General features: G+C 64.1%; 23 protein-coding genes. 9 read left to right on the top strand and 14 right to left on the bottom strand.

The window, feature by feature from the left end; translation table 11 throughout:
• Window positions 1–9 precede the first annotated feature (9 nt).
• Window positions 10–285, bottom strand: a complete 276-nt coding sequence (locus RX331_RS00700) for a metal-sensitive transcriptional regulator (protein ID WP_317254767.1) — start codon at window positions 283–285, stop codon at window positions 10–12.
• 50 nt (window positions 286–335) lie between these two features.
• Here RX331_RS00700 and RX331_RS00705 point away from each other — a divergent pair, with 50 nt between their 5' ends.
• Window positions 336–2,732, top strand: a complete 2,397-nt coding sequence (locus RX331_RS00705) for a heavy metal translocating P-type ATPase (protein ID WP_410708061.1) — start codon at window positions 336–338, stop codon at window positions 2,730–2,732.
• A gap of 121 nt (window positions 2,733–2,853) precedes the next feature.
• Window positions 2,854–3,600: a sulfate transporter family protein gene (locus tag RX331_RS00710; RefSeq protein ID WP_317254769.1), complete on the top strand. Its 747-nt coding sequence runs from the start codon at window positions 2,854–2,856 to the stop codon at window positions 3,598–3,600.
• A 139-nt stretch (window positions 3,601–3,739) separates the two neighbouring features.
• Here the strand turns inward: RX331_RS00710 and nth are convergent, their stop codons facing one another.
• The gene (gene nth / locus RX331_RS00715; protein WP_317254770.1) at window positions 3,740–4,513 is read right to left on the bottom strand and encodes an endonuclease III; all 774 of its coding nucleotides are present in this window, start codon (window positions 4,511–4,513) and stop codon (window positions 3,740–3,742) included.
• Window positions 4,514–4,535: 22 nt separating this feature from the next.
• On the opposite strand from nth, the gene RX331_RS00720 reads away from it, so the two are divergent.
• Both RX331_RS00720 and RX331_RS00725 read left to right on the top strand, forming a co-directional pair.
• Window positions 4,536–5,057, top strand: a complete 522-nt coding sequence (locus tag RX331_RS00720) for a DUF2244 domain-containing protein (RefSeq protein ID WP_317254771.1) — start codon at window positions 4,536–4,538, stop codon at window positions 5,055–5,057.
• Between the two features lie 54 nt (window positions 5,058–5,111).
• Window positions 5,112–6,008 carry a bifunctional helix-turn-helix domain-containing protein/methylated-DNA--[protein]-cysteine S-methyltransferase gene (locus tag RX331_RS00725; RefSeq protein WP_317258349.1) on the top strand — a complete coding sequence of 299 codons (897 nt, stop codon included), beginning with the start codon at window positions 5,112–5,114 and terminating at the stop codon, window positions 6,006–6,008.
• Between the two features lie 163 nt (window positions 6,009–6,171).
• Here the strand turns inward: RX331_RS00725 and RX331_RS00730 are convergent, their stop codons facing one another.
• From RX331_RS00730 to dnaK, 8 genes are all read right to left on the bottom strand, one after another.
• Window positions 6,172–6,795, bottom strand: a complete 624-nt coding sequence (locus RX331_RS00730) for a 2,3-bisphosphoglycerate-dependent phosphoglycerate mutase (RefSeq protein WP_317254772.1) — start codon at window positions 6,793–6,795, stop codon at window positions 6,172–6,174.
• A 27-nt stretch (window positions 6,796–6,822) separates the two neighbouring features.
• Window positions 6,823–7,638, bottom strand: coding sequence for a 4-hydroxy-tetrahydrodipicolinate reductase (gene dapB, locus RX331_RS00735; protein ID WP_317254773.1), 816 nt, complete (start codon window positions 7,636–7,638; stop codon window positions 6,823–6,825).
• Between the two features lie 129 nt (window positions 7,639–7,767).
• Window positions 7,768–8,070, bottom strand: a complete 303-nt coding sequence (locus RX331_RS00740; protein WP_317254774.1) for a DUF1330 domain-containing protein — start codon at window positions 8,068–8,070, stop codon at window positions 7,768–7,770.
• A gap of 30 nt (window positions 8,071–8,100) precedes the next feature.
• The gene (gene pyrF, locus RX331_RS00745; RefSeq protein WP_317254775.1) at window positions 8,101–8,811 is read right to left on the bottom strand and encodes an orotidine-5'-phosphate decarboxylase; all 711 of its coding nucleotides are present in this window, start codon (window positions 8,809–8,811) and stop codon (window positions 8,101–8,103) included.
• A gap of 6 nt (window positions 8,812–8,817) precedes the next feature.
• Window positions 8,818–9,396 carry an NAD(P)H-dependent oxidoreductase gene (locus RX331_RS00750; RefSeq protein ID WP_317254776.1) on the bottom strand — a complete coding sequence of 193 codons (579 nt, stop codon included), beginning with the start codon at window positions 9,394–9,396 and terminating at the stop codon, window positions 8,818–8,820.
• Between the two features lie 50 nt (window positions 9,397–9,446).
• Window positions 9,447–10,046, bottom strand: a complete 600-nt coding sequence (locus tag RX331_RS00755; protein ID WP_317254777.1) for a class I SAM-dependent methyltransferase — start codon at window positions 10,044–10,046, stop codon at window positions 9,447–9,449.
• 202 nt (window positions 10,047–10,248) lie between these two features.
• Entirely contained in the window at window positions 10,249–11,379 is a 1,131-nt protein-coding gene (dnaJ, locus tag RX331_RS00760) for a molecular chaperone DnaJ (protein ID WP_317254778.1), read from the bottom strand.
• A 147-nt stretch (window positions 11,380–11,526) separates the two neighbouring features.
• A complete protein-coding gene (dnaK, locus tag RX331_RS00765) occupies window positions 11,527–13,428 on the bottom strand; it encodes a molecular chaperone DnaK (RefSeq protein ID WP_317254779.1) in 1,902 nt (633 codons plus the stop codon).
• A gap of 570 nt (window positions 13,429–13,998) precedes the next feature.
• On the opposite strand from dnaK, the gene RX331_RS00770 reads away from it, so the two are divergent.
• Together RX331_RS00770 and pncA are read left to right on the top strand one after the other, a co-directional pair.
• On the top strand, window positions 13,999–14,946 hold the full coding sequence (locus RX331_RS00770) for a hypothetical protein (protein WP_317254780.1): 948 nt from the start codon (window positions 13,999–14,001) through the stop codon (window positions 14,944–14,946).
• 98 nt (window positions 14,947–15,044) lie between these two features.
• Window positions 15,045–15,758: a bifunctional nicotinamidase/pyrazinamidase gene (gene pncA, locus RX331_RS00775; RefSeq protein WP_317254781.1), complete on the top strand. Its 714-nt coding sequence runs from the start codon at window positions 15,045–15,047 to the stop codon at window positions 15,756–15,758.
• 141 nt (window positions 15,759–15,899) lie between these two features.
• Here the strand turns inward: pncA and grpE are convergent, their stop codons facing one another.
• Complete coding sequence (gene grpE, locus RX331_RS00780) at window positions 15,900–16,511, bottom strand: nucleotide exchange factor GrpE (protein WP_317254782.1); 612 nt, start codon at window positions 16,509–16,511, stop codon at window positions 15,900–15,902.
• Between the two features lie 200 nt (window positions 16,512–16,711).
• Window positions 16,712–17,800 carry a heat-inducible transcriptional repressor HrcA gene (hrcA, locus tag RX331_RS00785; RefSeq protein WP_317254783.1) on the bottom strand — a complete coding sequence of 363 codons (1,089 nt, stop codon included), beginning with the start codon at window positions 17,798–17,800 and terminating at the stop codon, window positions 16,712–16,714.
• A gap of 158 nt (window positions 17,801–17,958) precedes the next feature.
• Here hrcA and rph point away from each other — a divergent pair, with 158 nt between their 5' ends.
• The 3 genes from rph to hemW are packed head-to-tail and all read left to right on the top strand — an operon-like array spanning window position 17,959 to window position 20,478.
• Complete coding sequence (gene rph, locus RX331_RS00790) at window positions 17,959–18,672, top strand: ribonuclease PH (RefSeq protein WP_317254784.1); 714 nt, start codon at window positions 17,959–17,961, stop codon at window positions 18,670–18,672.
• An 11-nt stretch (window positions 18,673–18,683) separates the two neighbouring features.
• On the top strand, window positions 18,684–19,313 hold the full coding sequence (gene rdgB / locus RX331_RS00795) for an RdgB/HAM1 family non-canonical purine NTP pyrophosphatase (protein WP_317254785.1): 630 nt from the start codon (window positions 18,684–18,686) through the stop codon (window positions 19,311–19,313).
• Window positions 19,306–20,478 carry a radical SAM family heme chaperone HemW gene (gene hemW, locus RX331_RS00800; RefSeq protein ID WP_317254786.1) on the top strand — a complete coding sequence of 391 codons (1,173 nt, stop codon included), beginning with the start codon at window positions 19,306–19,308 and terminating at the stop codon, window positions 20,476–20,478. Before rdgB ends, hemW begins: the two co-directional genes overlap by 8 nt.
• A gap of 56 nt (window positions 20,479–20,534) precedes the next feature.
• On the opposite strand, the gene RX331_RS00805 is transcribed toward hemW, so the two are convergent.
• Both RX331_RS00805 and RX331_RS00810 read right to left on the bottom strand, forming a co-directional pair.
• Complete coding sequence (locus RX331_RS00805) at window positions 20,535–20,675, bottom strand: hypothetical protein (RefSeq protein WP_317254787.1); 141 nt, start codon at window positions 20,673–20,675, stop codon at window positions 20,535–20,537.
• Window positions 20,676–20,738: 63 nt separating this feature from the next.
• Window positions 20,739–23,063, bottom strand: coding sequence for an AI-2E family transporter (locus RX331_RS00810; protein ID WP_317254788.1), 2,325 nt, complete (start codon window positions 23,061–23,063; stop codon window positions 20,739–20,741).
• Window positions 23,064–23,114 lie beyond the last annotated feature (51 nt).

A 23,114-nucleotide genomic window follows, 5' to 3' on the forward strand; every position in this document is an offset into this window, starting at 1 on the left:
GAGGCACTCTCAGCGATCCGCGCGCCCGATCACGGCCATCAGCTCGGCGATTTTCTCGCGCTGGTCGGCCTTGTTGCCGCTGGTGATCGCATGCTCGACGCAATGCGCGACGTGATCCCGCAGCACTTCCTCCTCGACCCGGCGCAGCGCGGCGCGCACGGCGGAAATCTGCGTGACGATGTCGATGCAGTAGCGATCCTCTTCAACCATCTTTGAGAGGCCGCGAACCTGCCCTTCGATCCGGCTGAGACGTTTCTGACAGGATGCCTTGATGTCTTTTCGCATGGCATCTATATACCCATACAGGGTATAGGTTTCAAGTGTCGGAGCGAATGATGAACAAGAATGACAACGCCGGACAGAACGGCGCCCCGAAGAGTGCCTGCTGCGGCGGCCATGGCGATCATGCTCACATCGGTCATGGCCACCACCACGACGGCGCTGCAACGGTGCGCGACCCCGTCTGCGGCATGACAGTGAACCCCGCGACCAGCAAGCACCGCTTCGACTACAAGGGCGAGACCTTCCATTTCTGCTCGGCCGGCTGCCGCACCAAATTTGCCGCCGACCCCCTCGCCTACCTTGAAAAGGACAAGCGGCCGAAGCCTGCCGTGCCCGAAGGCACGATTTACACCTGCCCGATGCATCCGGAGATTCGCCAGGTCGGCCCCGGAAGCTGCCCGATCTGCGGCATGGCACTGGAGCCGGAGGTCGCGAGCCTTGATGCGCCGCCCAACCCAGAGCTCGCTGACATGACACGCCGGTTCTGGATCGGTCTCGTGCTCTCAGTGCCGGCCGTGATCCTTGAAATGGGCGGCCATCTCGTCGGCGGCCATGGCTGGGTCGATCAAACCCTGTCGAACTGGATCCAGCTCGCGTTTGCGACGCCCGTCGTGCTCTGGGCCGGCTGGCCGTTCTTCATGCGCGGCTGGCAGTCGCTGGTGACGCGCAATCTCAACATGTTCACGCTGATCGCGATGGGCACCGGCGTCGCCTACGTCTACAGCGTCATCGGCACACTTGCGCCTGGCATTTTTCCGGACACCTTCCGCAGCCATGGCGGTGCGGTGGCGGTCTATTTTGAAGCAGCGGCCGTGATCACCGTGCTGGTGCTGCTGGGACAGGTGCTCGAATTGCGCGCGCGCGAGGCGACGTCGGGCGCGATCAAGGCGCTGCTGCAGCTTGCGCCGAAGACGGCGCGCCGGATCGGCGACGACGGCGCCGATCATGAGGTCGAAATCGATACGCTCGCGGTCGGCGACCGCTTGCGTGTGCGGCCGGGTGAGAAGGTGCCGGTCGACGGCATCATCCTGGAGGGCCGGTCCTCGCTCGATGAATCGCTGGTCACGGGCGAATCCATGCCTGTAACCAAGGAGGTCGGCAGCAAGGTCATCGCGGGCACGCTCAATCAATCCGGCGGCTTCGTGATGCGCGCCGAAAAGGTCGGGCGCGACACGCTGCTTTCGCAGATCGTGAAGATGGTGGCGGACGCGCAGCGCTCCCGCGCGCCGATCCAGCGGCTGGCCGATCAGGTGTCCGGCTGGTTCGTTCCGATCGTTATCGTCGTGGCGCTGGTCGCGTTCGGCGCCTGGGCCTTTTTCGGACCCGAACCGCGGATGGCGTTCGGCTTGGTCGCCGCCGTCAGCGTGCTCATCATCGCCTGCCCCTGCGCGCTCGGCCTTGCTACGCCGATGTCGATCATGGTCGGCGTCGGGCGCGGCGCGCAGGCCGGCGTGCTGATCAAGAACGCCGAAGCCCTCGAGCGCATGGAGAAGGTCAATACGCTGGTCGTCGACAAGACGGGAACGCTGACCGAAGGCAAGCCGAAGGTAGTCGCCATCGTGCCTGGCGGCGGATTTGCCGAGACCGATATTCTGCGGCTAGCGGCGACCGTTGAACGCGCCAGTGAGCATCCGCTGGCCGACGCCATCGTGCGCGCGGCGAACGAACGCAAGCTCGATCTCGGCAAGGTCGAAGCATTCGACTCCCCCACCGGTAAAGGCGCTACCGGCAAGGTGGATGGCAAGACCATCGTGCTCGGCAATGCGAACTTCCTGAAAGCGCTTGGCATCGACGCGCAGGCGCTGAACGATCAGGGCGAACGGCTGCGCGGCGAAGGCGCGACCGTGATCAACATGGCCGTCGACGGCAGGCTGGCCGGCCTGTTCGCCATCGCCGACCCGGTAAAGGCGTCGACGCCGGAGGCGCTGAAGGCATTGGCGGCGGAAGGCATCAAGGTCATCATGCTGACCGGCGACAACCGGACCACGGCGAATGCCGTCGCCAAGAGTCTCGGTATTGCCGACGTCGAGGCGGAGGTGCTGCCCGATCAGAAGAGCGCGGTGGTCGCAAAGCTCCAAAAGGCCGGAAGGATCGTCGCGATGGCCGGCGACGGCGTCAACGACGCGCCGGCGCTCGCCGCGGCCGAGGTCGGCATCGCCATGGGCACCGGCACCGATGTCGCGATGGAAAGCGCCGGGGTCACGCTGCTGAAGGGCGACCTCACCGGCATCGTCCGCGCCCGCCGCCTGTCGCAGGCAACGATGAGCAACATAAGGCAGAACCTGTTGTTCGCCTTCATCTACAATGCTGGCGGCATTCCGATTGCGGCCGGCATTCTCTACCCGACGTTCGGCCTATTGCTGTCGCCAATCATTGCCGCCGCTGCGATGGCGCTGTCATCGGTCAGCGTCGTCGGCAATGCATTGCGACTGCGATTGACGCGGCTGTAACCGCGCCTTCGCGTTCCCCGGATGCCGCACAGGGCCTTCTTGCCGGGGCTCGGGAGCTCTTGCCGAAGCCCTTGCACGTATCTACTTCTCGCGAGGGTTTCTTCACAAGGGTAGAACCGCCATGTTGGACGCTGCCGTCAAGGCGCTTTCGCAGATCCTGTCGCCGCCGATGCGCTCTATCCTGTGGCGCTCGATCGGATTGGCGCTGGTGCTGATCACGGTGCTGGCGATCGGCTTGCAGCGGCTCTTGAGCTGGTTTGCCGACTATGGCGAGGGCTGGGCCGAGGCGATGCTCGGGCCGGGCTTTCATACTTCGCTACATGTCCTTTCCTGGATCATCTCGATCGCGGCCGGGCTTGGCGTCGTGCTCGGCGGTATCTTCCTGATGCCCGCAGTCACCTCGCTGATCGCGAGCGTGTTCGTCGACGACGTCGCCGATCACGTCGAGCGCGAGCATTACCCGGCGGAGCGCCCGGGCGAAGCGCTGCCGCTCGGCATCGCAATCCCCGAAGGCATCAAAACGGCGCTGCTCACCATCCTGGTCTATCTGATCGCGCTGCCCTTCGTGCTGTTTGCCGGCGCGGGCTTCATCATCTTCTTCATCGCGACCGCATGGCTGCTCGGGCGCGAATATTTCGAGCTCGCGGCGATGCGCTTCCGCTCGCCGGCGGAGGCCAAGGCGATGCGCCGGCACAATGCAGCCACGGTATTCACCGCTGGGCTCTTCATCGCAGCCTTCGTGTCGATCCCGATCGTCAATCTCGCGACGCCGGTGTTCGGCATGGCGTTCATGGTCCACATGCACAAGCGGTTGTCGGGGTCGCGGCCCGAGCTGATCGAGCCGGGGAGGAAGATGCCAGTGGCGTGATTGCGCTGGCGTTCCCCGGATGCTGCGCACCGCACTTGCGGTGCGCTGCTGATCCGGGGTCCACGGTTGCCGTCCGTGGGTCCCGGCTCTGCGGTGTACCGTGAAGACACGCTGCACTGCGTCCGGGTCACGCCGCGCCTCACACCGTCTTTTCCGGCCAGCGGCAGAGATCGTTGATCAAACAGCCCTCGCAGCGCGGCTTGCGCGCCAGGCACGTATAGCGCCCGTGCAGGATCAGCCAGTGATGGGCGTGCAGCATGAATTCCGAGGGGATCACCTTCTCCAGCCCGAGCTCGACTTCGAGTGGCGTGTTGCCGGGCGCCAATCCCGTGCGGTTGCCGACGCGAAACACGTGGGTGTCCACCGCCATCGTGTGCTCGCCATAGGCCATGTTGAGCACGACGTTTGCGGTCTTGCGCCCGGCGCCTGGCAGCATCTCGATCTCGGCGCGGGTGCGCGGCACCTCGCCGCCGAATTCGTCGATCAGTTTTTGCGATAGTGCGATGACGTTCTTGGCCTTGTTGCGATAGAGGCCGATGGTCTTGATGTACTCGCGCACTTTCTCTTCGCCGAGCGCGAGCATCTTCTGCGGCGTGTCAGCGACCGCAAACAGTGCGCGCGTCGCTTTGTTGACGCCGGCGTCGGTGGCCTGCGCCGACAGCACCACGGCGACCAGGAGTGTGTAGGGGTTGAGATGTTCGAGCTCACCCTTCGGCTCCGGATTAGCCTTGCCAAACCGGCTGAAGGCTTCGAAAACCTCGGCTGCCGTCCACGCTTGCGGCTTTGGCGATTTCTTCGCGATCGGCTTGGCTGCCTTCTTGGCAGTCTTCCTGGCAGCCTTCTTTGCCACTTTCTTCGGCACGGATGGAACGCTGGCTTGCTTGGTGCCGATAGAGCGGATGATTTTGGCCATGATCGAGGTATACTGATACGCGATGACCGCAGGCAACGACTTTGATCCGGCGCGCGACCAGCCGACGCTGTTTTCGGCGCGGGTGACGCCGCATCGTTCGCTGAGCAGCACCGGCTTTCTGGTGCTGATGGGCTTCATCGGCGCGGTCAGCTTCGTCGCCGGCATCGCGTTCTGGATGATGGGCGCCTGGCCGGTGCTCGGCTTTTTCGGCCTCGACGCATTGGTGATCTATTGGGCGTTCCGGGCCAATTTCCGCAGCGCCGCCGCCACCGAGGACATCGTGGTGACACCGTCGGAATTGCGGGTGCGGCGGGTCAGCCATCGCGGCCATCTGACCGAGTGGTCGTTCAATCCGCTCTGGGTGCAGCTCGAGCAGACCGGCGATCCCGATTTTGGCATCGAACACCTTTATCTGGTCTCCCGCGGGCGCCGGCTGGTCATCGGCCATTTTCTCGGGCCGGACGAAAAGGTTAGCTTTGCCAAAGCCTTATTGGCAGCGCTGCAAACCGCCAAACGGGGCATCACCTACAATCCCGTAAGTTGAGCGTTGTCAGAAATCGGGTGGTTTGGACCGCGCATGAGCCCTAAATCAGACCCCATGATGACACTAGCGATACATGACCAGAGCCTGGCCAAGCCTGGCTCCCAGAACGCAGCCCTGCGCGATTACGACTCGGTGCGCCGCGCCATCGCGTTCATCTCTGAGCACTGGCGCGCGCAGCCGACCATCGAGGCGATGGCGGATGCCGCCGCCGTGACGCCGGATGAGCTGCACCATTTGTTCCGCCGCTGGGCCGGGCTGACGCCAAAGGCTTTCATGCAGGCGCTGACGCTCGACCACGCCAAGGGCCTCCTGCGCGATTCCGCCAGCGTGCTCGATGCCGCGCTCGACTCCGGCCTCTCCGGCCCGGGCCGGCTGCACGACCTGTTCGTCACCCATGAAGCGATGTCGCCGGGCGAATGGAAGAACGGCGGCGCCGGCATGACGCTGCGCTACGGCTTCCACCCCTGCCCGTTCGGCACGGCAATCGTGATCGGCAGTGAGCGCGGATTGGCGGGGCTTGCCTTCGCCGACCCCGGTGAGGAGCCGACGGCGTTTGCCGACATGAAGCGGCGCTGGCCGAACGCCACCTATGTCGAGGACCATGACGGCACGGCCGGCCTCGCGCAGCGCATCTTCGATACCAGGCTGTGGCGGCCAGACCAGCCGCTCCGCGTGGTGCTGATCGGCACCGATTTCGAAGTGCGGGTGTGGGAGACGCTGCTGAAAATCCCGATGGGCCGCGCGGTCTGCTATTCCGACATCGCCAACAAGATCCAGAAGCCCAAGGCCTCACGCGCCGTCGGCGCCGCGGTCGGACGCAATCCGGTGTCGTTCGTGGTGCCCTGCCACCGCGCACTCGGAAAGGGTGGCACGCTGACCGGCTATCACTGGGGCATCACCCGCAAACAGGCGATGCTCGGCTGGGAAGCAGGACAGGTGGGGTTGCATTGATTGTGAAGGTCGTGGGGTGGGCAAAGCGTAGCCCACCAAACGATCTGTCAACCTTCATGGTGAGGAGCGCGCCTTCGCGTGTCTCGAACCATGCGGCCCCGCCGGTGCCATAGATCCTTCGAGACGCCTGCCGGGCAGGCTCCTCACGATGAGGCCCAGTACCTCACGCTGCGAGATCGAGCTTCTCCGCCACCGTCGAATCCGCATTGAGCCGGTAGATCACCGGCACACCCGTTGCCAGCTCGCGCTTTAAAATCTGCTCGGGCGTCAGCTTTTCCAGCACCATGATCAACGCGCGCAGCGAATTGCCGTGGGCGGCGACCAGCGTGCGCTGGCCGCGCAGCACGCCGGGCAGAATCTCCTGCACATAATACGGCAGTGCGCGCGCCAGCGTATCCTTCAGGCTCTCGCCGCCCGGCGGTGGCACGTCGTAGGAGCGGCGCCAGACCAGCACCTGGTCCTCGCCCCATTTCTTGCGGGCATCATCCTTGTTGAGCCCGGAAAGATCGCCGTAGTCGCGCTCGTTGAGCGCCAGGTTCTTTGTCGTCGGCAGGCCGGTCTGGCCGATCTCCGCGAGCATCAGCTTGAGCGTATGCTGGGCGCGCGTCAGGTCGGACGTAAAGGCGACATCGAATGTCAGCCCCTGCGCCTTTAATTTGCGGCCTGCCTCCTTTGCTTCGGCGATGCCAAGCTCGGTGAGATCAGGGTCCTTCCATCCCGTGAACAGGTTCTTCAGATTCCATTCGCTCTGCCCGTGACGCACGAGCACAAGAAGACGTTCGCTCATTGTGAGGATGTTCCGTTGGTTCGTTTGCTAGAAGTCGGCAAGCCCGAGCACATCGGCCATGGTGTAGAAGCCGGGCTTTTTGCCATGCGCCCAGAGCGCGGCCTTCAGCGCACCGTGCGCGAAGATCATGCGGTCCTCGGCGTGGTGCGAGAGCGTGATGCGCTCCGAGTTGCCGGCAAAGATCACGCTGTGATCGCCGGTGACCGTGCCGCCGCGCAGGGAGGCAAATCCGATATCGCCCGGCCGCCGCGCCCCGGTGTGCCCGTCGCGGCCGCGCGCGGAGCGGGCGTGCAGGTCGATGCCGCGGCCGGCGGCGGCGGCCTCACCAAGCAGGAAGGCGGTGCCCGAAGGCGCGTCGATCTTGGCCTTGTGATGCATTTCGACGATTTCGATGTCGAAGCTTTCGTCGAGCGATTGCGCCACGCGCTTCACCAGCGCCGCGAGCAAATTGACGCCGAGGCTCATATTGCCCGACTGCACCACCACCGCGCGCGACGTGACGCTCTTGATCACGGCCATGTCCGATATCGACAGGCCGGTGGTTCCGATGACGTGCACGAGGCCGCGCTCGGCGGCGATCGCGACATTGGCGATGGTAGCGGCCGGCACGGTGAAATCGACGATGCCGTCGGCATTGGCCGATAGCGCCCAGAGATCGGCGGAAAGCTTGACGCCGTTTTCCGGCAGGCCGGCGAGCACCCCGGCATCCTTGCCCAGCAGTTCCGAACCCGGCGCTTCCAGTGCCCCGGCCAGGACGGTGCCGGGCGTTTCGGAAATGACGCGCACCAGCGCGCGGCCCATCCGGCCGCCGGCCCCCGCAACGATCAATCGCATATCGGCCATGGCTTCACCTCTTCACGCCCTATTAGCGGGATGAGGCCGTTCCGGCAACCGATCAGGTCACATGCTCATCACGCCCGGGCTTATCCTGGCTTGTCCCGCCATGACCGAGGATACCACGTTCCGGACCGCTCACGGCTGCGGGCCGTCGTAGCCCTCGATGACGATCAGCTCCGCAATCGAGTGCGGCTGCCGCACCTTGATATTGGCCTGGTATTCCGGTGAGTTATAGCAGGCTAGGGCTTTTTCGTAGCTGTCGAACTCGATCACGACGTTGCGCGAGCGGCTCTGACCCTCGACCGCGGTGAACTTGCCGCCGCGCACGATGAAGCGGCCGCCGAACTTCTGGAAGATGGCGGGGTTGGCCGCCATGTAGGGCTTGTAGCCCTCCTCATTGTTCACGTCGACGCGACCGATCCAGTATCCCTTCGCCATCTCACTCTCCCGTTTCTTGTTTCACTTCGACTATCCCAGGGCCTGCTTGATTTCGGCCTGGATGGCATCCGCCGCCGACTTGGGATCGGCGGCTTCGGTGATGGGGCGTCCGACCACCAGATAATCCGCACCGGCGGCGATGGCGCGCGCCGGCGTCATGATGCGCTTCTGGTCGCCGGTCGCCGATCCCGCCGGGCGGATGCCGGGGGTCACCAGGTTCATCTGGTGGCCGACGATCTTGCGCAATGCTGCCGCCTCTTCCGGCGAACTGACGAGGCCGTCGACGCCGAGCACCTGCGCCTGCTGCGCGCGGGCCTCGACGAGATCGGAAACGTTGAGGCGATAGCCTGCGGCATGCAGGTCGCCGTCGTCATAGGAGGTCAGCACGGTGACGGCGAGGATCTTCAAGCCGGAGCCGGCGCGCGCCTCGACCGCGGCCTTCATGGTCTGCGGGTAGGCGTGCACGGTGAGGAAGGTCGCTCCCAGCTTCGCGACGCTCTCGACGCCGCGCGCCACCGTGTTGCCGATGTCGTGCAGCTTGAGATCGATGAAGACCTTCTTGCCGGATTTCGCCAGCTGCTGCGCCAGCGGCAATCCGCCGGCATAGGCGAGCTGATAGCCGATCTTGTAGAAGCTGACGCTGTCGCCGAGCCGCGCGATCATCGCTTCCGCGTCTGCGACAGTGGGCAGGTCGAGCGCGACGATCAGGCGGTCCTTTGCTGCGATATCGGCTGGCTGCATGTCACCTCACATCAAGCGTTGGGAAACGTCGATCAACTGCCGCACCAGCGCCTTCAGTGCGTCGGCATCATTGGCATTTTTCAAATGGTCCATGTCGTCATAGGCATCTTCGGCGAACGCCAGCGCGAGCTGGTTCGGGATCACCTGGGCATGGCAAGCCGACAGGATCAGCCGCAGCGCCGCCAAGGCACGCGCGCCGCCGAGCCGGTTTCCGGAAGCGGCGGCGATCGCAAACACCTTGTCGCGAAACACCTGGCCGCGGGTCTCGTGCGGGTCCTGCACCCGGCTCACCCAGTCGATGGTGTTCTTCACCAGCGCCGGCACCGAGGAATTATATTCCGGCGTCACGATCAGCACGCCATGATGGGCCGACATCATGCGCTTCAGATTGACCGCATGCTTCGGCACGCCGGACTTCGCCTGCAGGTCGCCGTCGTAGATCGGCAGCGGAAAATCGCCGAGCGAGATGCGGGTGACCTCGGCGCCTTCCTTCGCGAGCGCATAGGCAGCCACCGCGGCCAGTTTCGCATTGAGCGAGCCTGATCGCAGCGATCCCGGAATCACGAGGATTTTCAGCGCGGACATCGATTAGAAATCGCGTTCAGGACGGGCCCTGCGCGATAGCGCAAGGCGGCTCAGCCCTTGCGATACACCCAGACCCGCGCGGGCGGAAGGTTCATCCAGATCCGCTCGGAAGCTTCTGTGGACACGCCAGGCAGCGATTTTGGGATCGGCGGCGCGACCGAATAGGTGAACTGTACGAAAGGCGCGCCCGGCTCCAGCGCCAGGAAGGCGTCGCGGATCAGCTTCAGGCGCGTCAGCATCGGTTTTGTCACCAGCGGCAGGCCGGAGACCACAGCCGAGGCCGGCGCATCCAGCGCCTCGCCCAGCGAGGTACGCAGCGCATAGGCGTCGCCCTGCACCACCTTGGCCTGCGGATAGCGGTCGCGCAGCAGCGCGCAAAAGCCTGGGTTGTACTCGACCAGCACCAGCCGCTTCTGGTCGACGCCATGCTCGATCAGCGCATTGGTGATCGCGCCGGTGCCGGGCCCAAGTTCGATGACCGGCCCTTCGGAGTCGACATCGACATATTGCGCCATGGTCCGGGCAAGCAGCTTGCTCGACGGCACCACTGCGCCCATGTGCAGCGGCTTTTCGATCCATGAACGGAGGAAGCGAACCTCATCGTCGAGACGAGGCTTCTTCAACGCACGCACGGACGATTGCAAAGGCATGTCGCTACCAGGCGGGACCCGCTTTGAGGCGGGGATGTCAGAAAACAGTCATAAACACGTATAGGTCGACGGGGACACGGTCAAGCCAAACGGTAATGCGATGGGCGTGCCAGCGTGCCCGCAGTCCCGCGATAACACACTGTGCAAGCTGAATGAATCATGACCGGCGGGCGTGCATGCGCTTCGCCCGAGGGCGCGGTTGTCAGGAGCCGGCGCGGTTGCCGAAGAAATCCTTCACCTTTGTGAAGAAACCAGCCGCTTCCGGCTGGGTGGCGCCGGACGACAATTTTTCGAACTCGGCGAGCAGTTCCTGCTGCTTCTTGGTCAGATTCTGCGGCGTTTCGACCACGACCTGGACATACATGTCGCCGGTCTGGCGCGAGCGGAGCACCGGCATGCCTTTTGATGCAATGCGAAAACGGCGGCCCGATTGCGTTCCGGCCGGCACCTTCACCTTGGTCTTGCCCTTGTCGATCGTCGGCACCTCGAATTCGCCGCCGAGCGCAGCCGCGACCATGGAGATCGGAACCCGGCAATGCAGATCGGCGCCGTCGCGCTGGAAGAACTCGTGGGTGGCGAGCGACAGGAAGATATAGAGGTCGCCGGGCGGGCCGCCGCGTATGCCGGCCTCGCCTTCGCCGGCAAGGCGAATGCGCGTGCCGTCCTCGACGCCGGGGGGAATGTTGACCGACAGCGTGCGGTCGCGCGTCACGCGTCCCGACCCTGCGCAGTTCGGGCAGGCATCCTCGATCATCTGGCCGCGGCCCTGGCAGCCCGGGCAGGTGCGCTCCAGCGTGAAGAAGCCCTGCGCCTGGCGGACGCGGCCGGCGCCACCGCAGGTCGAGCAGGTCTTCGGCTTGGTGCCGGCCTTGGCGCCGGTGCCCGAGCAGGGTTCGCAGGTGACCGAGACCGGAATTTCGATCTGCGCGGTCTTGCCCTGGAACGCTTCCTCGAGCGTGATTTCCATGTTGTAGCGCAAGTCGGCGCCGCGCTCGCGCCCGCCGCCGCGCCGCTGCCCAGCCATGCCGAACAGGTCTTCGAAAATATCCGAGAAGGAGGAGGCGAAACCGGCGCCGAAACCCGGACCGCCGCCGCCCATGCCCTGCTCGAACGCGGCGTGGCCATAGCGGTCATAGGCGGCGCGCTTCTCGCCGTCCTTCAGCACCTCATAGGCTTCGTTGATTTCCTTGAACTTCATTTCGCTGGCGGCATCGCCCGGATTGCGGTCGGGATGCCATTTCATCGCCAGCTTGCGGAACGCCGACTTCAGCTTGGATTCGTCCGCGTTTCGCTCGACTTCCAGGGTTTCGTAATAGCAGCGCTTGGTGGACATCAGTCAAACCCGCCCGAAGTTCGTCTTCATGCCGAAGGCACCCTCAAGTAAAAAAGATGCCGCTATCGGCTTAAAGAAAAATGACCCCCACCCATCGAACGCCTGACCGTGCGCTCTTTTGGATGAGGGTCATGGTCGATAGCCCGCTTACGCTGACTTCTTGCTGTTCTTGTCGTCGTCGACCTCGGTGAACTCCGCGTCGACCACGTCATCCTTGGCGGCATCCTTCTTGGCGTCCGCCTCGGCCTGCTGCTTGTACATGGCCTCGCCGAGCTTCATCGAAGCCTGCGCCAGCGTATTGGTCTTGGCCTTGATGGCCTCGGCATCGTCGCCCTTCAGCGCTTCCTTCAAGTCGCTGACGGCATCCTCGATGGCGCGGCGCTCGCTCTCGGCGACCTTCGAACCGTGCTCGGCCAGCGCCTTCTCGGTGGAATGCACCAGCGCGTCAGCATGGTTCTTGGCGTCGACCGCCTCGCGGCGCTTCTTGTCCTCGGCCGCATTGGCCTCGGCGTCCTTGACCATCTTCTCGATGTCGGTCTCCGACAGGCCGCCGGAGGCCTGGATCCGGATCTGCTGCTCCTTGCCGGTCGCCTTGTCCTTGGCGGAGACGTTGACGATGCCGTTGGCGTCGATGTCGAAGGTGACCTCGATCTGCGGCATGCCGCGGGGGGCCGGCGGAATGCCCATCAGGTCGAACTGACCGAGCACCTTGTTGTCAGCCGCCATTTCGCGCTCGCCCTGGAAGACGCGGATGGTGACGGCGTTCTGGTTGTCCTCGGCGGTCGAGAACACCTGGCTCTTCTTGGTCGGGATCGTGGTGTTGCGGTCGATGATGCGGGTGAACACGCCGCCCAGCGTCTCGATGCCCAGCGACAGCGGGGTCACATCGAGCAGCAGCACGTCCTTGACGTCGCCCTGCAGCACGCCGGCCTGGATCGCGGCGCCGATGGCGACGACCTCGTCCGGGTTGACGCCCTTGTGCGGCTCCTTGCCGAACAGCTGCTTCACGACTTCCTGGACCTTCGGCATGCGCGTCATGCCGCCGACCAGCACCACCTCGCCGACTTCGGCGGCGGTGAGGCCAGCATCCTTCAGCGCCTTGCGGCAGGGCTCGATGGTCTTCTGCACGAGATCGTCGACCAGCGCCTCGAACTTGGCGCGGGTCAGCTTCATCGTGAGATGCTTCGGCCCGGTCTGGTCCGCCGTGATGAACGGCAGGTTGATTTCGGTCTGCGTCGTCGATGACAGCTCGATCTTGGCCTTTTCAGCGGCCTCTTTCAGGCGCTGCAAGGCGAGCTTGTCGTTGCGCAGGTTGATACCCTGCTCCTTCTGGAACTCGTCGGCGAGATAGCTGACGAGGCGCATGTCGAAGTCTTCACCGCCAAGGAAGGTATCGCCGTTGGTGGACTTCACCTCGAACACGCCATCGCCGATCTCCAGGATCGAGACGTCGAAGGTGCCGCCGCCGAGGTCGTAGACCGCGATCGTGCCGGATTTCGATTTGTCGAGACCGTAGGCGAGTGCGGCCGCCGTCGGCTCGTTGATGATGCGCAGCACTTCCAGACCGGCGATCTTGCCGGCGTCCTTGGTGGCCTGGCGCTGGGCGTCGTTGAAATAGGCGGGAACGGTGATGACGGCCTGGTCGACCTTCTGGCCGAGATGGGCTTCCGCGGTCTCCTTCATCTTCTGCAGGATGAAGGCCGAGACCTGCGAGGGCGAATAGGTCTTGCCGTCGGCTTCGACCCAGGCGTCGCCGTTCGATGCCTTGACGATCTTATAGGGAACGAGCTTCTTGTCCTTCTCGACCATCGGGTCGTCGTAGCGGCGGCCGATCAGGCGCTTCACCGCAAAGAACGTCCGCTCGGGATTGGTCACCGCCTGACGCTTGGCCGGCTGGCCGACGAGGCGCTCGCCGTCATCGGTGACGGCAACGATCGAAGGCGTCGTGCGCATGCCTTCCGCGTTCTCGATGACTTTCGCAGTCTTGCCATCCATTACGGCGACACACGAATTCGTGGTGCCGAGATCGATCCCAATGACCTTTCCCATGGTCCTCATATCCTTCTTTTTGCGGCAGGTTGGCTGGGCCCTGGACGGCGCACCTAACCGAACCCCCAACGTTCAAATACTCGCGATATTGCGACGGTGAGCCTCATATAGGAGGGTGGGTTGTGCCTGCAAGGACCGAAAGCAGGCTTAGGGCCTGAAATGGCTGATGTTTGAAAGATTGTGTCAGCCATGGCACGGGCCGGCCCGCGCGTTGATCCGCGTTAAGAAACTGGCAAGACCTCCATTGTCCATGCCGCCGAAGGTGTGGCGGGCTACGCGCCTCATCCAGGCCGCGTGCCGAGCTGCAAGGTTGGGGCGGCAAGGCCCGAGGGGAGCGGTATTTGGCCGCTGCAAACGCCTCAAAAAAGCGCCCGGAGGGTGGGCAAATCGGGACATATCGCGATGTAACGGGGGAACGGACGCCCATCCTGCCCTGTTGCAGGGACGGCAAAACCGCTAAAAGCGGGCCGACTGGAACGACTCTGTCGTTGCCCTGAGGCTCCTTAAGGATTCCACGAACTGCATTCGTCCGACCTAGCACGGCCTCCATACCAAACCGGTAGATCCTCTATGACGCCATTCCGATCCTTCGCTGCGGTTGCCCTGATCGTCGCCGCTTTGTCTTCTGCCGATTCCGCGCTCGCCGCCGACCCGGTCTTCCCGCCGGGCGCCAGGGTGGGCATGACGCCGCTGGTCGGCCTCAACAAGGCCAGGACGTTTACGGGGTTCGAGACCGAGGACCATGGCGTCAAGGTGCTGGTCACCGACCTGCCCGCCGAGGCCTATGGCGAAGTCGCCAATGCCTTCAAGGCCAATCCGGGCGGCACCGGCGGCATCAAGCCGGAGAGCCTCGAAACGCCGGCCGGCCTTGGCTACTACACGATCGAGAACGGCAAGGACGGCGCCAACAATGTGCGCCGCTATTCGATGATCCTGCCCGGCCCCACCTTCTCCGGCTATATCGCAGTGCAGGTGCCGGAGAACGCTTCGAAGATCTATACCGACGATGCGGTTCGGCAGATGTTCGCCACCGCCGCGATCCGCACCGAGGTGCCGGTCGACGAACAGCTCGGGCTGATGCCGTTCAAGATCAGTGAGACCTCCAGCTTCAAGAATGTCCGCACGCTGGCGCCAGGCGCGGCCCTCATTCTATCCGACAGCGACGAGAAGAAGGGCTTTGAGATCGCCCCCTTCATGATCCTCGGCCTGATCGGCTCGACCGCGGCCTCGCCCGACGATCGCGGCCGCTTCGCCCAGCAGATCGCAACCACGATTCCCGGCGTCCGCGACGGGCGGATCACGATGAACGAGCCGGTCCGCATCGACGGCCAGCCCGGCTTCGAGACGCGGATCGACGCCGTCAGCGGCAAGGAGAATACGCCCGTCACCATCGTGCAATGGCTGCGCTTCGGCGCCCAGACATCGCTGCGCATCATCGGCTCTTCGCCGCGCGACGAATGGACCAAGGCGTTTCCGCGCTTCCGCGCGGTGCGGGACGGAATCCAGCCGAAGACCTGATCAGCCTTTGGCGGCTCGCGCCGCAATTTCAGGCTTTCGTTCGTATACACATGGAGTAGCCTTCCCTGCAGTCGGGTTTGCAACAGGGGAGACGCGCTATGCTTTCTCGCAGGCTGGTTCTGACAGGTTTTGGCGCGACGTCGGTCGCTGCCGTCTTACCCGGCGCGCTAATGGCCGCGCCGATCAAGCCAGATGACGCTTCCGCGCTGATCGTCATCGATGTGCAAAACTGCTTCCTTCCGGGCGGCAGTCTTGCGGTCAAGGACGGCGAGCAGGTCGTTCCGGTCATCAACCGCCTCGCCAAGGGGTTTGCCAATGTGGTGCTGACGCAGGACTGGCACACGCCGGGGCATGTCTCGTTCGCGACATCGCATTCCGGCAAGAAGCCGTTCGAAACCGTCGACCTCTCCTACGGCAAGCAGGTGCTGTGGCCGGATCATTGCGTGCAGGGCACCGACAGTGCCTCCCTGTCAAAGGACCTTTCGATCCCGCATGCCGGGCTCGTCATCCGCAAGGGTTTTAATAAGAACGTCGACAGCTATTCGGCCTTCACCGAGGCCGACGGCAAGACCACGACGGGGCTTGCCGCCTACCTGAAGGCGCGCAAGGTGAAGCGGGTATTCCTCGCCGGGCTCGCCACCGACTACTGCGTCGCCTGGAGCGCGCTCGACGCCCGCAAGGCCGGCTTCGAAACTTATGTGATCGAGGACGCCTGCCGTGGCATCGACCTGCAGGGTTCGCTCGCCAAGGCCTGGGCCGACATGACCAAGGCCGGCGTCAAGCGCATCCAGTCGGGCGATATCGCGGCTTGAGGACTTTCCACGGATGCTGCGCAGCGCGTCGCAAATGCACGTGGTGCGCTGCTGATCTGGGATCCATCGTCGCGGCGATGTAGGTCCCGGCTCTGCGGAGCAGCGCCGGAGGCGCTGCACCGCGGTCCGGGACACGAGAGTTCAGCTCTGCTCCGAAGGAGCCGCCGTCGGCGTAGCCTTGGCACCGCCCTTCGCGACGCCGACCAGCGCCGGCCGCAGCACACGCTCGCCGATCATGTAGCCGGCTTGCACGACCTGGACCACCGTGCCTGCGGGTACCGAGGGATCGGGCACCTCGTACATCGCCTGCTGGAAATTCGGGTCGAACTTCTCGCCCGAGGGATCGAACTTCTTGACGCCGTTCTTCTCCAGCGCGTTGAGCAGCGAACGCTCGGTGAGCTCGACGCCTTCGATCAGCGCCTTCAGGCCGGGATCGGCATTGGCCTTGGCCTCGGCCGGTACCGCGTCGAGCGCGCGCTGCAGATTGTCGGCGATCTCGAGCACGTCGCGCGCAAAGCCGGTGATGCCATAGGCGCGCGCATCGGCGACTTCCTTAGCGGTGCGCCGGCGCAGGTTTTCCATCTCCGCCAGCGTGCGCAGCATCTTGTCCCGCGCTTCGGCGACTTCCTTCGTCAGCGCCTCGACCGATCCTTCCTCGGGATCGTCGGGCATGATGTAGGGTTTCGAGACCACGGGCTCGCCGGTCTCGGCCGGTTTTACCTCGTCGTTACTCGGCCGGTTGGGATCGGTCATAAGGCTGCCTTCTCAAAAGACTTGATCTGGTTCGATGGGGATTTGCTGGCCGGGATATCGTGCTTTAGGGGCCGAAAATCAAGCGCCACATAGCGTTTTCGAGCCAAGCATGCCCTCGGATTTGATCCGGGGGTGGGGACCGGTTTGCGTGAAGAAAACGCGTCAAAACAAAAGCCTGGATCGGGCCAATTCGCGGCCAATCAGCCACCCAGCATCCGGCTGACGATCCGCGCGGCGTAATCGACCGTCGGGATCACCCGCGCGTAGTTCAGCCGCGTCGGCCCGATCACGCCGAGGACGCCGACGATGCGCCCCGAAGCGTCACCATAGGGCGCGATGATGGTGGAGGAGCCGGAGAGCGAGAACAGCTTGTTCTCCGATCCGATGAAGATACGCACGCCTTCGGCGCGCTCCGCGCGGCCAAGCAGGTCGATCACGCCGCGCTTGGTCTCGAGATCGTCGAACAGCGACTTGACGCGCTCGAGATCTTCCAGCGCGTGCAGGTCCTCGAGCAGGTTGGCGTGCCCGCGCACGATCAGCTGGCGCTCCTCGTGTTCGCCGCCGGACCAGCTTGCGATGCCCGCCGCGATCACCTTCTGCGTCAGCTGGTCGAGCTCGGCCCGGCTCTGCGCCAGCGCGTTTTCGAGTTCCAGCCGGGCCTCGGACAGCGTGCGGCCGCGAATCCGGGCATTGAGGAAATTGGTCGCTTCCGTCAGCGCCGCGGGGGGGACGCCGGGCGGCAGCGTCAGCACGCGGTTTTCAACCTGGCCGTCTTCGCCGACCAGTACCACCAGCGCGCGCTCCGGCTCCAGGCGGACGAATTCGATATGCTTGAGTCGCGAATTGGATTTCGCCGTGAGCACCACGGCGGCGGCGCGCGTCAGGCCGGAGAGGCGCGTCAACGCCTCGCCGAGCGCCGCCTCGACCGATTGCGCGCGCCCGACCGAGGCAAGCTGGCTCTGGATCGATTCCCGCTCGGGCCCGGTGAGGTCGCCGACCTGCATCAGGGCATCGACGAAGAAGCGCAGGCCGAGTTCGGTGGGCAGCCGCCCTGCCGAGGTGTGCGGCGCGTAGATCAGGCCGAGCGCCTCGAGGTCCGACATCACGTTGCGGACCGACGCCGGCGACAACGGCACGGCGATCAGGCGCGAAATGTTGCGCGAGCCGACGGGCTCGCCGGTGGCCAGATAGCTTTCGACGATTTGACGAAAAATATCGCGCGAGCGCTCGTTGAGCTGGGCAAGCCCGGCATGTGGCGCAATCAGGCCGATCGGATCGTGGTGGGCCACTGTTAACTCCCTGATAGCCTCTAATTTGTCGTCCCGAAGGGCTGATGACAAGCGCGCTCTGCCTGTCCGATAGGCGGCCAAAACCCCTTGCCGCTGCCCGCTCCCCCTCCTACAAGCACCGCAAACGGATTTTCGCCCGATTTTCGAAAGGATTCCCCATGCGGCCAAGCCGCCGTGCGCCCGATCAGCTGCGCCCCGTGTCGCTGGAACGCGGCGTGGTCAAATACGCCGAAGGTTCCTGCATGGTGAAATTCGGCGATACCCATGTGCTGGTGACCGCCACGCTTGAGGAACGTCTGCCGCCCTGGCTGAAGGGCCAGGGCCGCGGCTGGGTGACCGCCGAATACGGCATGCTGCCGCGCGCGACGCTGGAACGCACCCGCCGCGAGGCCGCCGCCGGCAAGCAGGGCGGCCGTACCGTCGAGATTCAGCGGCTGATCGGTCGCTCCTTGCGCGCGGCCGTCGATTTGGAAGCGCTCGGCGAGCGCCAGATCACCGTCGATTGCGACGTGATCCAGGCCGACGGCGGCACCCGCACCGCCTCGATCACCGGCGCCTGGGTGGCGCTGGCCGACTGCATCGCCTGGATGAAATCGCGCAACATGCTGAAGACCAACGTGCTGCGCGATAATGTCGCCGCGATCTCCTGCGGCATCTATCAGGGCACGCCGGTGCTCGACCTCGACTATGCCGAGGATTCCGAGGCTGAAACGGATGCCAATTTCGTCATGACCGGCGACGGCCGCATCATCGAGGTGCAAGGCACCGCCGAGAAGACGCCGTTCTCGCAGGACGAGTTCCTCGCGCTGATGGAACTCGCGCGCAAGGGTGTCGCGCGTTTGGTGGACTTGCAGAAGCTGGCCGTCGCGTAATCTGATCGCCCATGCACCGTCGAATCACCGGCCGACTCGTGATCGCGACCCACAATCCCGGCAAGCTTGCCGAGATGCGGGAACTGCTCGCGCCGCATGGCGTCGAGGCGGTCTCGGCGGGCGAGCTCGGCCTTTCCGAGCCCGAAGAAACCGGCAAGACGTTTCAGGCCAATGCGGCGATCAAGGCGATCGCGGCGGCAAACGCCGCACAGTTGCCGGCTTTTGCCGACGATTCCGGCCTTGTGGTCGACGCACTCGACGGCGCCCCCGGAATCTATTCGGCGCGCTGGGCCGGCGAGGGCAAGGATTTCACTGTAGCGATGACCCGGATCGAGCGCCTGTTGCAGGAGCGCGGCGCGACCGCACCCGACAAGCGCAAGGCGCATTTCGTCTCGGCCCTGTGTGTGGCATGGCCGGATGGCCACCTCGAAGAGGTCGAGGCGCGCGTCGATGGGACGCTGGCCTGGCCGCCGCGCGGCACCGCCGGTTTCGGTTACGATCCGATGTTCCTTCCCGACGGATACACGCGTACCTTCGGCGAGATGACCTCGATCGAAAAGCACGGCCTGCCGCCGCTCGGACTTGGCCTGTCCCACCGGGCCCGCGCCTTCGTCAAGCTGGCGGAGATCTGCCTTGGCTAGCACCGAGCGCCATTACGGCAAGCGAGCGGCCTTCGGCGTCTACGTCCATTGGCCGTTCTGCCTGTCGAAATGCCCATATTGCGATTTCAACAGCCATGTCCGCCACGCCGCCATCGACGAAGAGAGGTTCGCCCGCGCCTTCGCGCGCGAGATCGAGACCACGGCGGCGCGCACCGGCGGGCGAACCGTCACCTCGATCTTTCTCGGCGGCGGCACGCCGTCGCTGATGCAGCCGCACACCGTCGGCGCCGTTCTCGATGCGATCGGAAAACACTGGCGTGTCGCCGACAATGTCGAGGTGACGCTGGAGGCCAACCCGACCAGCGTCGAAGCGACGCGGTTTCGCGGCTATCGCGCCGCCGGCGTCAACCGCGTTTCGCTCGGCGTGCAGGCGCTCGACGATGCATCCCTCAAGTCCCTTGGACGGCTGCACACCGCGCGCGAAGCGCTCGATGCGGTCGCCATCGCCCGCAGCGCATTCGACCGCTACTCGTTCGACCTGATCTACGCCCGCCCCGACCAGACGCCGCAAATGTGGTCGGACGAATTGAAGCTCGCGATATCAGAAGCCGCCGAGCACCTGTCGCTCTATCAGCTCACCATCGAGGAAGGCACGCCGTTCTTCGGCCTGCACGCCGCCGGCAAATTGAAAACACCGGACGAGGCGCTGGCGCGCGTGCTCTATGACGTGACGCAGGAAGTCTGCGGCGCGCACGGCCTTCCGGCCTACGAGATTTCCAACCACGCCCGCTTGGGGGCCGAGTGCCAGCACAATCTGGTCTACTGGCGTGGCGACGAATATGCCGGCATCGGGCCCGGCGCGCATGGCCGGCTCGATGTCGATGGCGGGCGCTACGCGACCGCAACCGAGAAGCGGCCCGAGGCCTGGCTGATGCGGGTGGAGGCCAAGGGCCATGGCGTCGTGTCGGACGAGCGGCTCAACAGCGAAGAACGCGCCGATGAATTCCTGCTGATGGGGTTGCGCCTCGCCGAAGGCATCGATCCCAAGCGCTATGCCGCGCTGTCGGGCCGCGCACTCGATCCAAGCCGGATCGACATTTTGCGCGACGAAGGCGCAATCACCGTCCAAGCCGACGGACGCCTGCGCGTGACCAAGGACGGATTCCCCGTGCTCGACGCCGTCGTGGCCGATCTCGCTGCGTAAACGTCTTGATAAGGCAAGTTGCAGGATTTCGAACGATACGCGGCCCGAGCGTGCTTTTAGGCTGCGGCTTGCTTCCCATCGACCATTGAGCGAATCGTGCGGGCGAGCTCGGCGGGCAAATCCACCAGCCGGTCTGCACCGGCCATTTCAAGTTCGTCCCTCGTGCCATAACCCCACAGCACGCCAAGACCGCGCATTCCGACCGCCTTGGCGCCGGAAATATCATACCGAAGCCACGCGAGAAGCGAATCCGACAAACCCTAAGCCGCATCATTCGGCGTCGAAAGCAGCGACGAGCTCAAGCCCTTCTCGATACCAACCATCAGATCTCTGGCCATCTCCTGCAGTCGCTGACGTTCTTGGTCCGGGAAATTGCGGGGTTGCATGTCAACCAGACAGAGGCATCCTACGACCTCACCGGAAGAGGTCCTAAGAGGTGCTCCTGCATAGAAGCGGATGCCCTTTTCCAGTACGCGTGGATCATCCGCGAAACGGGGGTCCTCGGTGACATCCTCGGAAACCAGCACATCGTTTGCGGCGATGACGTGAGCGTCCATCGAGTTCTCGTGAGCATCGTGTGCTTCCTGCAAACCAGTATAATTCAACGATACAAGCGCGATCGGGACCTCGAACGCCTTAGCGATCTTCCTGGAGGTCTGGTCGAGTTCCTGCTGCTGCAGGGCGGCCAAACCGGCTCTGTTAAGCGGCACGACCTGCGTCGGCTCCGTCTCGCTGACGACTTGAAGAGCCTCGCCGCGGGCTGCGGCACGGTGCGTCCATTCGGCAATCTGGTCGGTACAGGCTTGAAGCGACGCGAAAACTGCATCGGCCGCCGTCTGCCGCTTCAGCTCTTCGGTCTGTCCCGTGCCGGCTGCGAGATTCCAGCAACAGACGGCGAACTTCACGTGAGGGGCGCGGCGGCGCAACCTACGAAAGGCATATCGCGCGTACACTTGCGGCTGGGGGTGAAAATAGGACAGGCAAACTGCATCGATACCCTGAAGATCGAGCTGGCCCAACGCGCCCTGGCTGACTGCGATCGGCGGCAGCACTCTGGCGCTGAGACCACGCTCCTGAAGCACCTGCCCGATCATCTCCGCCGCTGCGTGATCGAGCTCAGTCCGTCCTGCAAGACATAGGATGGATGGCCGGTCGGCAGTGTAATTTTCTCCGTCTGGAGTTTTTTCCCGAACGTGGTCCTCGACCTCGCGCACAACGAAGACAGCCGTGTCTGCGACGAGCCGACGATAGTTTGTATCGGTGGTATTGCGCTGCCTGTCGTTCTCAGCCAGGCGAAGAGCGGGAATGGCTACATTATCGTAGAATTCGCGTGAGGAACATGCGTCGACATAGTCCTCTGCGATCTCCACCGCCTCTTCCACATTGCCCGCCAAGAGCCGTTGGTAAAGCTGCTCCTCCGGCGCAAGCACCGGATCGCTGCCAAGAAGAACGCCCAGAAACTCCAGCTGCGGCACATAGCGTCCGATAACGACGACGCAGACCGTAAGTGGCGTCGAAAGGAATAGCCCGACGGGACCCCACAACATCGTCCAGAAGATCGCGGCGATAATGATCGCGAGTGATGAAAGGCCGGTGCTGGAGCCGTAGAGCCAGGGCTCGATGACGTTGTTGCTGATCAGCTCGGCCACGAGGAACAGGCCAACGACCCAGAACAGCATGGTCCAGCCCGGATCGACGGCGATCGCAAGGGCAATTGGGAACAGAGCGGCCAGGAAAGGACCGAGATAGGGGATGAAACGGAGAACCGCAGCGAGCAGTCCCCACAGAATCGCGTTCGGCACACCCACGAAATAGAGCGCGATGCCGATCGGTATTCCGTAAGTCAGATTGACGATGAGCTGCATCACCAGATACCGACTGACGCGAGTGGCGGCGTCGTTGATGGCCTGCGTGCTCTTTTGAAGATCACCGGCTCCTGCAAGCTTGATGAAGCGGTCGCGCAAGTCCTCCCGCTCCAGCAGAACAAAGATGACAAAGATGACGACCAGCCCGGCCGTCGCCAGCGGCGCCAGCAAGGGACCGATGACGGAGCGAATGAGTTCGAGGGGCCTGGGTTGTGGCGCCTCCAATCGGACAGTGACTGGCTCCTCGACCCTGGAACCAAAGCGGGACTGCATTGGTTCGGACTTCTTATTTCCGCCCGAGATCTCCTTGCCGAGATCCTCCACGGTTGTGGTCACCTTGCTGATGACGCTGCCGCCTGGCGCCGATCCCTGCAGCGAGTGGATCTTCTCGGTGATTGTGGTCTGATACTTCGGGAGATTGTCGGCAAGCTGGACGAGTTGACGCCCGATAATCAAAGCGACGCCTGCAACGACGACGAACGCAAGCGATACAGCCATCAGCACCGCGGCGATGCGGGGCACCCTCCAACGCCGCAGCCAATTCACCATCGGTGTCAGGATAAAGCTTAGCAGGATGGCAAGGGCAAAAGGAACGAAGATCTCGCTGCCAAGATAGAGGCCGCCGATGGCCAGGACGATGCCGCCGGCCGTCAGAATCGGAGACGCTGCAGTTTGAACCGCTGGCAATCGCTGCGGCGAAGCCGGATCCAGATCGGCCATTGGCGTTGGCCTTCCAAGTTGAACACCGGTTAACCCGGAATGGGCCAATCT

This window comes from Bradyrhizobium sp. BWA-3-5, from assembly GCF_032917985.1.
Classification (GTDB): Bacteria; Pseudomonadota; Alphaproteobacteria; order Rhizobiales; family Xanthobacteraceae; genus Bradyrhizobium.